6 protein-coding genes, 21 tRNA genes and 1 rRNA gene are annotated in these 11,410 nt (G+C 50.3%); 1 reads left to right on the forward strand and 27 read right to left on the reverse strand.

The window, feature by feature from the left end:
- The 5 genes from yhbH to queG form a co-directional block, all read right to left on the reverse strand.
- A partial coding sequence (gene yhbH / locus GZ1_RS16365; protein ID WP_060788904.1) for a sporulation protein YhbH occupies positions 1-1,012 on the reverse strand: 1,012 nt, incomplete at its 3' end.
- Positions 1,013-1,320: 308 nt separating this feature from the next.
- Positions 1,321-3,216 (reverse strand): PrkA family serine protein kinase, encoded by a 1,896-nt coding sequence (locus GZ1_RS16370; protein WP_011229990.1) that lies wholly within the window; start codon positions 3,214-3,216, stop codon positions 1,321-1,323.
- Between the two features lie 324 nt (positions 3,217-3,540).
- Positions 3,541-4,014: a tRNA (uridine(34)/cytosine(34)/5-carboxymethylaminomethyluridine(34)-2'-O)-methyltransferase TrmL gene (trmL, locus tag GZ1_RS16375; protein ID WP_015373984.1), complete on the reverse strand. Its 474-nt coding sequence runs from the start codon at positions 4,012-4,014 to the stop codon at positions 3,541-3,543.
- Positions 4,015-4,037: 23 nt separating this feature from the next.
- On the reverse strand, positions 4,038-4,901 hold the full coding sequence (locus GZ1_RS16380; RefSeq protein WP_013146295.1) for an amidase domain-containing protein: 864 nt from the start codon (positions 4,899-4,901) through the stop codon (positions 4,038-4,040).
- A 61-nt stretch (positions 4,902-4,962) separates the two neighbouring features.
- On the reverse strand, positions 4,963-6,105 hold the full coding sequence (queG, locus tag GZ1_RS16385) for a tRNA epoxyqueuosine(34) reductase QueG (protein WP_060788905.1): 1,143 nt from the start codon (positions 6,103-6,105) through the stop codon (positions 4,963-4,965).
- Between the two features lie 52 nt (positions 6,106-6,157).
- Here queG and GZ1_RS16390 point away from each other — a divergent pair, with 52 nt between their 5' ends.
- Positions 6,158-6,823 carry a B3/B4 domain-containing protein gene (locus GZ1_RS16390; protein ID WP_033005850.1) on the forward strand — a complete coding sequence of 222 codons (666 nt, stop codon included), beginning with the start codon at positions 6,158-6,160 and terminating at the stop codon, positions 6,821-6,823.
- Between the two features lie 302 nt (positions 6,824-7,125).
- Here the strand turns inward: GZ1_RS16390 and GZ1_RS16395 are convergent.
- The 22 genes from GZ1_RS16395 to rrf form a co-directional block, all read right to left on the reverse strand.
- Positions 7,126-7,197 (reverse strand) — tRNA-Glu (locus GZ1_RS16395).
- 4 nt (positions 7,198-7,201) lie between these two features.
- A tRNA-Ser gene (locus tag GZ1_RS16400) sits at positions 7,202-7,294 on the reverse strand.
- 6 nt (positions 7,295-7,300) lie between these two features.
- Positions 7,301-7,375: transfer RNA gene (locus GZ1_RS16405), tRNA-Asn, on the reverse strand.
- 209 nt (positions 7,376-7,584) lie between these two features.
- A tRNA-Ile gene (locus tag GZ1_RS16410) sits at positions 7,585-7,658 on the reverse strand.
- Between the two features lie 6 nt (positions 7,659-7,664).
- Positions 7,665-7,735: transfer RNA gene (locus GZ1_RS16415), tRNA-Gly, on the reverse strand.
- 320 nt (positions 7,736-8,055) lie between these two features.
- Positions 8,056-8,128: transfer RNA gene (locus GZ1_RS16420), tRNA-His, on the reverse strand.
- A gap of 7 nt (positions 8,129-8,135) precedes the next feature.
- Positions 8,136-8,211: transfer RNA gene (locus tag GZ1_RS16425), tRNA-Thr, on the reverse strand.
- 356 nt (positions 8,212-8,567) lie between these two features.
- Positions 8,568-8,658 (reverse strand) — tRNA-Ser (locus tag GZ1_RS16430).
- A 19-nt stretch (positions 8,659-8,677) separates the two neighbouring features.
- Positions 8,678-8,754 (reverse strand) — tRNA-Ile (locus tag GZ1_RS16435).
- A gap of 5 nt (positions 8,755-8,759) precedes the next feature.
- Positions 8,760-8,836 (reverse strand) — tRNA-Met (locus GZ1_RS16440).
- Between the two features lie 17 nt (positions 8,837-8,853).
- Positions 8,854-8,926 (reverse strand) — tRNA-Ala (locus GZ1_RS16445).
- 8 nt (positions 8,927-8,934) lie between these two features.
- Positions 8,935-9,008, reverse strand: a tRNA-Pro gene (locus GZ1_RS16450).
- Positions 9,009-9,014: 6 nt separating this feature from the next.
- Positions 9,015-9,088 (reverse strand) — tRNA-Arg (locus GZ1_RS16455).
- A gap of 5 nt (positions 9,089-9,093) precedes the next feature.
- Positions 9,094-9,179, reverse strand: a tRNA-Leu gene (locus tag GZ1_RS16460).
- 5 nt (positions 9,180-9,184) lie between these two features.
- A tRNA-Gly gene (locus tag GZ1_RS16465) sits at positions 9,185-9,259 on the reverse strand.
- A gap of 7 nt (positions 9,260-9,266) precedes the next feature.
- Positions 9,267-9,339: transfer RNA gene (locus GZ1_RS16470), tRNA-Lys, on the reverse strand.
- A gap of 299 nt (positions 9,340-9,638) precedes the next feature.
- Positions 9,639-9,711, reverse strand: a tRNA-Thr gene (locus tag GZ1_RS16475).
- A gap of 678 nt (positions 9,712-10,389) precedes the next feature.
- A tRNA-Phe gene (locus tag GZ1_RS16480) sits at positions 10,390-10,465 on the reverse strand.
- A 318-nt stretch (positions 10,466-10,783) separates the two neighbouring features.
- Positions 10,784-10,859: transfer RNA gene (locus GZ1_RS16485), tRNA-Asp, on the reverse strand.
- 5 nt (positions 10,860-10,864) lie between these two features.
- Positions 10,865-10,941 (reverse strand) — tRNA-Met (locus GZ1_RS16490).
- Positions 10,942-11,122: 181 nt separating this feature from the next.
- Positions 11,123-11,198: transfer RNA gene (locus GZ1_RS16495), tRNA-Val, on the reverse strand.
- 8 nt (positions 11,199-11,206) lie between these two features.
- Positions 11,207-11,323 (reverse strand): 5S ribosomal RNA (gene rrf / locus GZ1_RS16500).
- Positions 11,324-11,410: the final 87 nt, after the last annotated feature.

Raw genomic sequence — 11,410 nt, forward strand, 5'->3', positions numbered from 1 at the left:
GGTTGACTTCCCCGTACCCAAACATGTTCGACACTTTCATCAGCTCTTGAACAAGCTTCACGCAACGGGCATTGTCCGATGTCAAGTTGTCGCCGTCGGAGAAGTGGAACGGATAAATGTTGTAGCGCGACGGAGAATACTTCGTTTCGATCAGTTCAAGCGCCTTGCGGTAGGCGGATGAGCAAATCGTCCCGCCGCTTTCCCCTTTCGTGAAAAATTCGTCCTCGCTGACAACTTTCGCTTCCGTATGGTGGGCGATAAAGGCGATCTCAACGGTTTCATATTTCGTGCGCAAAAAGCGCGTCATCCAGAAGAAAAAGCTGCGTGCCATATATTTTTCCCACATGCCCATCGATCCGCTTGTGTCCATCATCGCCAAGACGACCGCCTTCGATTCTGGCTTGACGACTTCGTTCCACGTTTTAAACTTCAAATCTTCGCGGTAAATCGGATAAAAACCTGGTTTGCCATTCATGGCATTGCGCTTGAAGGCAGCGAGCATCGTCCGCTTCTTATCGATGTTCCCCATCAGTCCGGTGCGGCGGATGTCATTAAATTCGATATGTTGAGTTACATTTTGATCCAGCTCTTTTCGTTGCAAGTTGGGCAGCTCCAGTTGGCTAAAGAACGCTTCCTCAATCTCCATCAGTGACACTTCAGCTTCGTAATAATCTTGGCCCGGCAAATCGCCAGCCCCTTGGCCTTTTCCTGGCCCTTGCCCCTCCCCGCTTCCGTCTCGGGCCACGACATCGCCGACTTGGCTGTCTCCGTTTCCTTGGCCGACGTGTTTGTTTTTCTCATAATTGTAGCGGATTTTGTATTCATCGAGCGAGCGGATCGGAATTTTAATCACATCGCGCCCGTTGGACATGATAATGCTTTCTTCCGTAATTAAGTCGGGCAAATTGTTTTTGATCGCTTCCTTCACTTTTTCTTGATGGCGCTTTTGATCATCATATCCTTTGCGGTGGAGGGACCAGTCTTCTTTCGATACAACAAAATTCCCCTTCATGTTTTCCCCTCCTTTGAAAAAATCATTTTCACACTTTTCGCTTTCCCGCATATACTTATGTTGGCGTCATCAAAACGGGCCATCACGATGCCAAGTTGGTTTATTTTATCGTATGCAAAAATTCAAAATAATTGACCAATGAATGAGGAAAATAGAAAAGTAGACAAGCCCGATTATCAGCTTCGCGCCCTCTTGTTCGCTTCCTTTTAGCGAAGCTCGCTGCGTCGTCTTCGCTCGACCCTCCCTGTGCAACTCGGTCAGACAGGGGAGGAGGATAAAAAAAGCATGCCTCAGCGCTTGAGGCATGCCTAGCGGTTCAACAAGCTGCCGACATAACGGAGCAATTCATTGGCTGACGTGGAGTTGTACCCGTATTCATCAATGAGGCGGGCGACGACTTCGTTAATTTTTTTCAACTGCTGCTCATCCGGTGTTTTCGTCGACGTTGTAATTTTGACAATGTCCTTTAAATCCGCAAACAATTTCTTCTGGATCGCTTCCCGCAACCGTTCATGTGAATTATAATCAAACCGCTGTCCTTTTCGTGCATATGCCGAAATGCGAATTAAAATTTCTTCGCGAAACGCTTTTTTCGCATTTTCGGAAATGCCGATTTGTTCCTCGATCGAGCGCATCAGCTTTTCATCCGGATTCATTTCCTCACCCGTAAGCGGATCGCGCAGTTTCGTCTTGTTGCAGTACGCCTCGACGTTGTCCAAATAGTTATCCATCAACGTTTTCGCTGACTCTTCATACGAATAGACGAACGCCTTTTGCACTTCTTGTTTTGCGATTTCATCATACTCCTTGCGCACGAGCGAAATGAAATTCAAATACCGCTCGCGGTCTTCCTTCGTGATCGACGGATGCTGATCCAATCCTTCTTTCAACGAACGAAGCACGTCAAGCGCATTAATCGACGGCACTCCTTTGCGGATGATGCAGGCAGAAATACGGTTGATGACATAGCGTGGGTCGATGCCGCTCATCCCCTCATCCGGATGCTCCTTTTTCAGCTCCTCCACATCGACCTCGCTGAATCCTTCAATCATTTCGCCATCATACAAGCGCATTTTCTTCAATAAATCCACATCCGGCCGCTTCGATTCTTTCAGCCGCGTCAAAATCGTAAACATAGCCGCAATCCGCAGCGTGTGCGGGGCGATATGCACGTCGGCGACGTCGCTTTCGCGGATCATTTTTTCATAAATGCGCTCTTCTTCCGAGACGCGCAAGTTGTACGGAATCGGCATGACGATGATACGCGAATGGAGCGCCTCGTTCTTTTTGTTGGCAATGAACGACCGATATTCCGTTTCGTTCGTATGCGCGATGATCAATTCATCGGCGCTGATTAAAGCAAACCGCCCAGCCTTGAAATTGCCTTCTTGCGTCAGCGACAGCAAATGCCAAAGAAATTTTTCATCGCACTTTAACATCTCTTGAAATTCCATAATCCCGCGGTTGGCTTTGTTCAGCTCGCCGTCAAACCGATACGCGCGCGGGTCAGACTCGGAACCGTATTCCGCGATCGTTGAAAAATCAATGCTTCCCGTTAAATCGGCGATGTCTTGCGATTTTGGGTCAGACGGACTGAACGTCCCGATGCCGACGCGGCGGTTTTCCGAGAAGAAAATACGCTCCACCAGCACGTCTTCAATGCGTCCGCCGTACTCTTTCTCAAGCCGCATCATATTGAGCGGCGACAGCTCACCTTCAATGCGAATGCCGTACTCACGGTAAAAATCGTCGCGCAAATGGTGAGGAATGAGGTGAAGCGGGTCTTCATGCATCGGGCACCCTTTAATCGCATAAACGGCTCCGCGCTCCGTTTTGGAGTACTCCTCAAGCCCGCGCTTCAGGAGCGTTACCAACGTCGACTTCCCGCCGCCGACCGGCCCCATCAGCAGCAAAATCCGTTTCCGCACATCAAGCCGCTTCGCCGCCGGGTGGAAATATTCCTCAACGAGCCGCTCAAGCGCCTCCTCAAGCCCGAACAGGTGCTGGCTGAAAAACTTATATCGTTTCCGCCCATTCACCTCTTCGACCCCAGCATCTTTGATCATATTATAAACACGCGAATGAGCCGACTGGGCCACCCACGGCTTTTCTTTTAAAATCTTTAAATACTCGGCAAACGTTCCTTCCCATTTCAACTTTTCTTCTTCTTCCCGATACCGGGCGATTTTTTGCAAAATATCCATAAAGGACCTCCTCACCCTTGGATGTCTAACAGCAAGATTATTACAATTTATGCGAGGATGTCCCGTATCATTCGCCGCAAAAAAAATTTTGTCTCCTAACAACCAGCTGCGGTCATTCACATGCTTGGCCATATTCGCTATAATAAAGAGGGAAACGCCTGCCACTTTCATTATGAAGGAGGAACAAACGATGCGCACGTTGCTTGTGCTAGGGGTTATCATTGCGTTTTTGACGGCCATTTTCACCGCTGGCTATGAAGACAAACCAGGCGTCAGACAATAAGACCAAAAAAACGACCTCCAGAGCGAAGGTCGTTTTTTTGTTTATGACAACCCATAAAACCGTTGTTGGCGCAACGCTTCGTACACTAAAATGGCCGCCGTGTTCGACAAGTTTAACGAGCGCACTTTGTCATTCATCGGGATGCGAAGGCAACGATCCATATTGGCCTCAAGCAGCTCCTTCGGCAATCCGGTCGTTTCACGGCCGAACACAAAGAAAATATGTTTTTCTGTATCGCTGAAATCAAACGAATCATAATACCGGCGCCCGAATTTCGTAATGAAATAAAACTCCCCTTCCGGAAAGCGGGCGAATAGTTCGTCAAGCGAGTCATAATACGAAATATTGACATACGGCCAATAATCAAGCCCGGCGCGCTTTAACATTTTATCATCCGTTGAAAACCCAAGCGGACGAATCAAGTGAAGCGCCGTATCCGTAGCCGCGCATGTGCGGGCGATATTCCCGGTATTAGCCGGAATTTCTGGTTGGTACAGTACTACATGGAGCGGCATTTCGTTCACCTCAGCAACATCGTTTATTTGCGGTCAATGATGTGAAAAAATTTATACCGAATGTTTGGCGTATAGGCGCTTGAATCTTCATACGACCAATAGCGCATTCGGCTGTTTGTCGTATGGGCGTTTACAAGCGGCATCCCGTTCTGATCTTTCGCCACCACAATCGTTGAGTGGTCGAAGCGTCCGTCCCCTTGAAAATCATAACAGATGACATCGCCTGCCATCAATTGCTCTGGCTCCGCCACTTCCACCGCCTGCAAGCCGATGCGCGACCCGCTCAAATACCAACGAAAAGCATGGGCCACAGCCCAGCTGTAACTCCAACTTCCGTTTTGACACCACCATCCCCTCGCCCGGTTCGGATAGCCCGTCATCGGCGCCCCGCCTGCATACAAGCATTGAGAGACAAAATTCGTGCAATCCACCGGAAACGACGGAAACACCGGGTTATGCCGATTCCACCACGTTTCCGCATACCGCACCGCCCGGGCGCGGTCATACTGGTAAGAAAGACGCTCCCCCGTCCATTGCTCTCGTTCGACGCGCGGCGCCTCCATATACCCCCCCAGCCGGTTGATCGGTTCATCAGCTACAAGCTCACCGCGAACAAAACAGGCGCATCGCTCCTCAACCTGTTCTTCTATATATAGTGAACCCCTTTGCTTAATTAAAAATTGATGGTGGGCAATATACATCACTTTCGCTTCCCGCTCGATGGTCTGCCTGCCGACAATTTGTCCCCGGATCGTGCAACGGACGATCTCCGCACCGCGCTTTTGGCAAAGCCGTTGCTTTCTTGCCGCCTCTTCGCTTCGGATATTGCTTTCCGACACAAACGAGCGGGCTCGCTCATCCAACCACGCGCGCAACTGTTTTTTCATGCTGCTTTCCACCACTTTCGTTTTTGTTACTACCTTATGTGGGGAAGCTGCGTTTTTTTCCCTATTCCTTTGCCTCAGCCAACAGTTTCAGTCCTTTTTCAATCTCAGCGATCACATCGGCATCCGCCTCCGTTTGCCGCGCGGCCTCCAAATAAGGCTTAGCGCTTGGATCCCCGATTTTCCCGAGCACCCACGCCGCCGTCCCGCGGATGACTGGACGGCTATCCTCTTTCAACAAACGCAGTAAGTGCGGCACCGCGGTTTGGTCTTTGTAATGGGCGAGCGCCAGAATGGCATTGCGCTGAATCGGCTTTTTCCCACGCCATGAACCCGCCATGGCCCCAAATGTTTCTTTAAATTCACGGTTGCTCATCTGAAGCAGCGGGATGAGTTTCGGCTTTACCGCTTCCGGATCCGGCTCGAATTCTGGATGCAAATGAAAGTCTTTCCCCTTATTTTCCGGGCAGACTTGCTGGCATGTATCGCAGCCGTACAGCCGGTTCCCGATTTTCTCCCGAAACTCGTCGGCCAAAAAGCCTTTCGTTTGCGTTAAAAAGGAAAGGCACCGCTGTGCGTTCAGTTGTCCCCCTTGTACAAGCGCCCCGGTCGGGCAGGCATCAATGCATTTCGTGCACGTGCCGCATCGGTTTTCAACCGGTTCATCAGGGGGAAATGGAATATTCGTAATCATTTCTCCCAAATACACATACGATCCAAACTCCGGTGTAATAATAGAGCAGTTCTTGCCGCTCCAACCGATCCCTGCCCGTTCCGCCACCGCCCGATCGGCGAGCTCTCCGGTATCCACCATCGAGCGAACGCGGGCATGGGGCACTTTGGCCAGCAAAAACTCCTCGAGCTGCTGCAAACGTTCCCGCAACACATCGTGGTAGTCCTTTCCCCATGAAGCGCGGCAAAAAACGCCGCGCCGTTCCGTCTTTGTCCCCCGCGGCGCATTTTTCATTTTGGACGGATAGGCAAGAGCAATGGCAATGATCGATTTTGCTTCCGGAAGAAGCAATGAAGGATTCGTCCGTTTCTCAATATCTGGTTCCTCAAAACCGGACTGATAGCCGAGCTCCTGCTGGCGGCGCAGCCGTTCCTTTAATTCAACAAACGGATCAGCGCTCGCAAATCCGATTTTATCAATGCCGATTGACCGACTATACTCAATGACTTCCCGCTTTAATGCCATAACATCCATCGTTTTCCCTCCTTTCGTCATATATGATAAAATGAAATCCGAGGTGATCAAGATGAAATTCGTGATATCAGAACAACTAAAGCAACGCCTTCCTTCTGGTAAATTCGGCGTCATCCGCTATCATCATATCGAGGTCAGCGATTCACCGCAAATGTTAAGGGGGCGGCTTGAGCTGTTTCAAGAATCTCTTTACATCGAGCTGCAGGAAAAGTCGATTGCCGACATTCCTGAGATGGTCGAATGGCGCCGTACTTTCAAACAAATCGGAACGGACCCAAGCCGCTATCGACCGTCAAGTGAAAGCCTGTACCGACGCATCCAGAAAAAAAGCTTCATTTCGCCTATCCATTCAGCGGCAGACATAAACAACTTTTTTTCACTCTATTATAAAATTCCACTCGGCATCTATGATCTAGACCGCATCAACGGGACAGTGACGCTCACGATCGGCACGGAACAAGATGAATACATCGCGTTAAACGGCCGCACAGTCAACTTTGCCAACAAACTCGTCAGCAAAGATGAACGAGGGCCGTTTGGCAGTCCGATCGTCGATTCGGAGCGGACCGCCGTGACGAGAGAAACGAAAAACGCTTTGCAAATCGTTTACTTTCTCCCATCAACGCCAGAAGAAACCGCCAAGCGCCAGCTTCAAGCCATCCAAACGATGTTTGTGCAAATTCATGGCGGCGAAGCCGACGCCCAATTGTTCGTTTGATCTTCTCCCCCCACTTTCCTGCCGTTGGAAACGGGGGACTCCCTCCCTACTTGAACGCTCTCCCACCTACGCTCACGCGTGGAAGTGGGGGGCTTCTCGGTTTAGGGTGATAAATAAAAAAACGCAATGCCTCGTTCTTTAACGAAACGAAACACTGCGTTGTCCCCAAGCATCATAACATAATTTTAAAGCTAACGAGAGACATTATAACAGACTTCCACACGCATCGCAAGAAAAAAACGCAAAAATCGACAAAAGAAATTGTACAAAAGGGCACCAGAATCTCTGGTGCCAGCAACCAGTGACCCGTACGGGATTCGAACCCGTGTTACCGCCGTGAAAGGGCGGTGTCTTAACCACTTGACCAACGGGCCATTATGGCGGAGAAGGCGGGATTTGAACCCGCGCGCCGCAAAACTGCGACCTAACGGTTTAGCAAACCGTCCCCTTCAGCCACTTGGGTACTTCTCCGTAACATGGCTCCGCAAGTAGGATTCGAACCTACGACCTACCGGTTAACAGCCGGTTGCTCTACCGCTGAGCTATTGCGGAATGATGAATAACTATATGTTATGCACATCTTCCAAATGTGCTCGTTGCCTCTTCCTCTGCCAGCTAATTCAAGGAAGCGAGATGCGTCGAGGCAACTCGCAGCGAATTCGAAGATGTGAAGCTCGTCGCTCCGCTTTTGCTGTGGAACGATGGGGCATTGTTCGCCCATTATTATAGCGAATAGCCAAAAAACATTCAATGGAAAATAATGGGCCTAAGTGGACTTGAACCACCGACCTCACGCTTATCAGGCGTGCGCTCTGACCAGCTGAGCTATAGGCCCATAAAAAGCGGGTGATGGGAATCGAACCCACGACATCAGCTTGGAAGGCTGAGGTTTTACCACTAAACTACACCCGCATATCATTTAGTTGAACATCCGCCACGCTGCTTCCATGCCCCTTCCTCTACCAGCTGATTCATAGAAGCCAGATGCGTCGGGGCAACTCGAAGCAGATTCGATGATGCAGATGCTCGTGGCTGAGGTTTTACCACTAAACTACACACGCATATCATTTGGAGTCAACATCTGCCACGCTCTTCCATGCCCCTTCCTCTGCCAGCCGATTCAAAGAAGCTGGATGCGTCGAGGCAACTCGAAGCTAATTCAATGATGCGAATGCTCGTGGCTGAGGTTTTACCACTAAACTACACACGCAAATATAGAATATAATGAAAAGGGCGACTAGTGGGAATCGAACCCACGCATGCCAGAGCCACAATCTGGTGCGTTAACCACTTCGCCATAGTCGCCTCGATCTGGTGCCGGCTGCAGGACTTGAACCCGCAACCTACTGATTACAAGTCAGTTGCTCTACCAATTGAGCTAAGCCGGCACATTTAAAATTAGCTAGTGATTCATGTTGTCTGCCTGGTTGTGCCTCTTCCTCTTCAAGCTCATTCAAGGAAGCCTTGTGCGTCGAGGCAACTCGCAGCCAATTCGATGATGCCGATGCTCGTCTCTACCAATTGAGCTAAGCCGGCACATTTAAAATTAGTTAGTGACTCATGTTGTCTGCCTGGTTGTGCCTCTTCCTCTCCCAGCTAATTCGAGGAAGTCAAATGCTCGGTGTCCCTTCCTCTGCAAGCTTATTCAAAGAAGCAGGATGCGTCGGGACAACTCGCAGCAGATTCGACGATGCGAATGCTCGTCTCTACCAATTGAGCTAAGCCGGCATGATTTTAAAGTGCATGGCGGAGGAGGAGGGATTCGAACCCCCGCGCGCCTTGCGGCGCCTCTCGGTTTTCAAGACCGACCCCTTCAACCACTTGGGTACTCCTCCAAAAAAGCAACAATAATAATGGTGGACCTTGTAGGACTCGAACCTACGACCGGACGGTTATGAGCCGTCTGCTCTAACCAGCTGAGCTAAAGGTCCGATAATGGTGGCGGTGGAGGGGATCGAACCCCCGACCTCACGGGTATGAACCGTACGCTCTAGCCAGCTGAGCTACACCGCCAAATTTAAGTCAAAAGGTGGAGCCTATCGGGATCGAACCGATGACCTCCTGCTTGCAAAGCAGGCGCTCTCCCAGCTGAGCTAAGGCCCCATGATAAATCGGGAAGACAGGATTTGAACCTGCGACCTCACGGACCCGAACCGTGTGCTCTACCAAGCTGAGCTACTTCCCGACAAAACGCGCTCGAGAGGATTCGAACCCCTAACCTTCTGATCCGTAGTCAGATGCTCTATCCAATTGAGCTACGAGCGCACAAGTGCCGAGGGCCGGACTCGAACCGGCACGGTAGTTACCTACCCCAGGATTTTAAGTCCTGTGCGTCTGCCAATTCCGCCACCCCGGCGGAAGTGGAGCGGAAGACGGGGCTCGAACCCGCGACCCCCACCTTGGCAAGGTGGTGTTCTACCGCTGAACTACTTCCGCAAGACGATGAGCCATGGAGGACTCGAACCTCCGACCCTCTGATTAAAAGTCAGATGCTCTACCTACTGAGCTAATGGCTCACGAGTTGGATAACACTCTAGGATAGTGATGTCCCTTCCTCTACAAGCATATTCAAGGAAGCAAGATGCGTCGGGACAACTCGAAGCAAATTCGATGATGTAACGCTCGTTACTGAGCTAATGGCTCATGGGTTCAATAACACTCCGAGACAACGATGTCCCTTCCTCTACTAGCATATTCGAAGATGTCAGATGCGTCGGGACAACTCGAAGCGAACTCGAAGATGTAGCGCTCGTTACTGAGCTAATGGCTCGCGGTTGCCGTCTTAATGGCTTAAGAGGTTATTAAGGAATAAGAATGCCGGCTGCAGGACTTGAACCCGCAACCTACTGATTACAAGTCAGTTGCTCTACCAATTGAGCTAAGCCGGCACATTTAAAATTAGTTAGTGACTCATGTTGTCTGCCTGGTTGTGCCTCTTCCTCTTCAAGCTCATTCAAGGAAGCCTTGTGCGTCGAGGCAACTCGCAGCCAATTCGATGATGCCGATGCTCGTCTCTACCAATTGAGCTAAGCCGGCACATTTAAAATTAGTTAGTGACTCATGTTGTCTGCCTGGTTGTGCCTCTTCCTCTTCAAGCTCATTCAAGGAAGCCTTGTGCGTCGAGGCAACTCGCAGCCAATTCGATGATGCCGATGCTCGTCTCTACCAATTGAGCTAAGCCGGCACATTTAAAATTAGTTAGTGATTCATGTTGTCTGCCTGGTTGTGCCTCTTCCTCTTCAAGCTCATTCAAGGAAGCCTTGTGCGTCGAGGCAACTCGCAGCCAATTCGATGATGCCGATGCTCGTCTCTACCAATTGAGCTAAGCCGGCACATTTAAAATTAGTTAGTGACTCATGTTGTCTGCCTGGTTGTGCCTCTTCCTCTTCAAGCTCATTCAAGGAAGCCTTGTGCGTCGAGGCAACTCGCAACAGATTCGACGATGCGAGTGCTCGTGGCTACCCATTGAACTAAGCCGGGGTGGTTTGAACATCTGACATGTCTGTGAACTACTCCCACTTAGCTTTGCATGAAGCAGGAATCTTCTTTCGGAACTATGATAAAAATGGTGGCTCGGGACGGAATCGAACCGCCGACACAAGGATTTTCAGTCCTTTGCTCTACCGACTGAGCTACCGAGCCGTATTATATTTTTCACACTGCCTATTGATACCGCTTTGTGCCTCTTCCTCTGCCAGCGGATTCGACGATGCTGGATGCGTCGAGGCAACTCGAAGCGAATTCGATGAAGCAGATGCTCGTCTCTACCGACTGAGCTACCGAGCCTTATCTTATTTTTCCCTTGTTCGTTGATGATTTTTGTGTCCCTTCCTCTACTAGCCCATTCGAAGAAGCCAGATGCGTCGGGACAACTCGCAGCAGATTCGACGATGCGGATGCTCGTCTCTACCGACTGAGCTACCGAGCCATATTTTTTCATCTTTCACAATTTTGAAAGAATGGCGGTCCCGACGGGACTCGAACCCGCGATCTCCTGCGTGACAGGCAGGCATGTTAACCACTACACTACGGGACCAATTTTGGTTGCGGGGGCAGGATTTGAACCTGCGACCTTCGGGTTATGAGCCCGACGAGCTACCGGACTGCTCCACCCCGCGGCGATAAGAAAGTAAATTAATTTGCACAATGCTCTTATCGTTGTTGTTCGTCGCCTCTTCCTCTACAAGCTGATTCAAAGATGCCAGATGCGTCGAGGCAACTGGAAGCGGATTCGTTGAAGCAAAGGCTCTTTGCTCCACCCCACGATGATGAGAAAGCAAGTCAGCTTTTATATTAAGATGGTGGAGGATGACGGGATCGAACCGCCGACCCCTTGCTTGTAAGGCAAGTGCTCTCCCAGCTGAGCTAATCCTCCACGAAATTGCCTAGCAGCGACCTACTCTTGCAGGGGCGCTGGCCCCAACTACCATCGGCGCTGGAGGGCTTAACTTCCGTGTTCGGGATGGGAACGGGTGTTTCCCCTCCGCCATAGCCACTAGGCAACAATGGACAAGTCTTATTATAAGGAAAGTTGACCTGTTGTCAAGACTTTTTCATTCCCTCAAAACTAGATAACCGTCGGAAGAA

This window comes from Geobacillus zalihae NBRC 101842, from assembly GCF_001544135.1.
GTDB lineage: Bacteria > Bacillota > Bacilli > Bacillales > Anoxybacillaceae > Geobacillus > Geobacillus zalihae.

Coding starts and splice junctions, on each gene's coding strand:
- queG (WP_060788905.1), bottom strand. CDS start 6,105: ATGGATGTTATGGCATTAAAGCGGGAAGTCATTGAGTATAGTCGGTCA.
- GZ1_RS16370 (WP_011229990.1), bottom strand. CDS start 3,216: ATGGATATTTTGCAAAAAATCGCCCGGTATCGGGAAGAAGAAGAAAAG.
- trmL (WP_015373984.1), bottom strand. CDS start 4,014: ATGCCGCTCCATGTAGTACTGTACCAACCAGAAATTCCGGCTAATACC.
- GZ1_RS16380 (WP_013146295.1), bottom strand. CDS start 4,901: ATGAAAAAACAGTTGCGCGCGTGGTTGGATGAGCGAGCCCGCTCGTTT.
- GZ1_RS16390 (WP_033005850.1), top strand. CDS start 6,158: ATGAAATTCGTGATATCAGAACAACTAAAGCAACGCCTTCCTTCTGGT.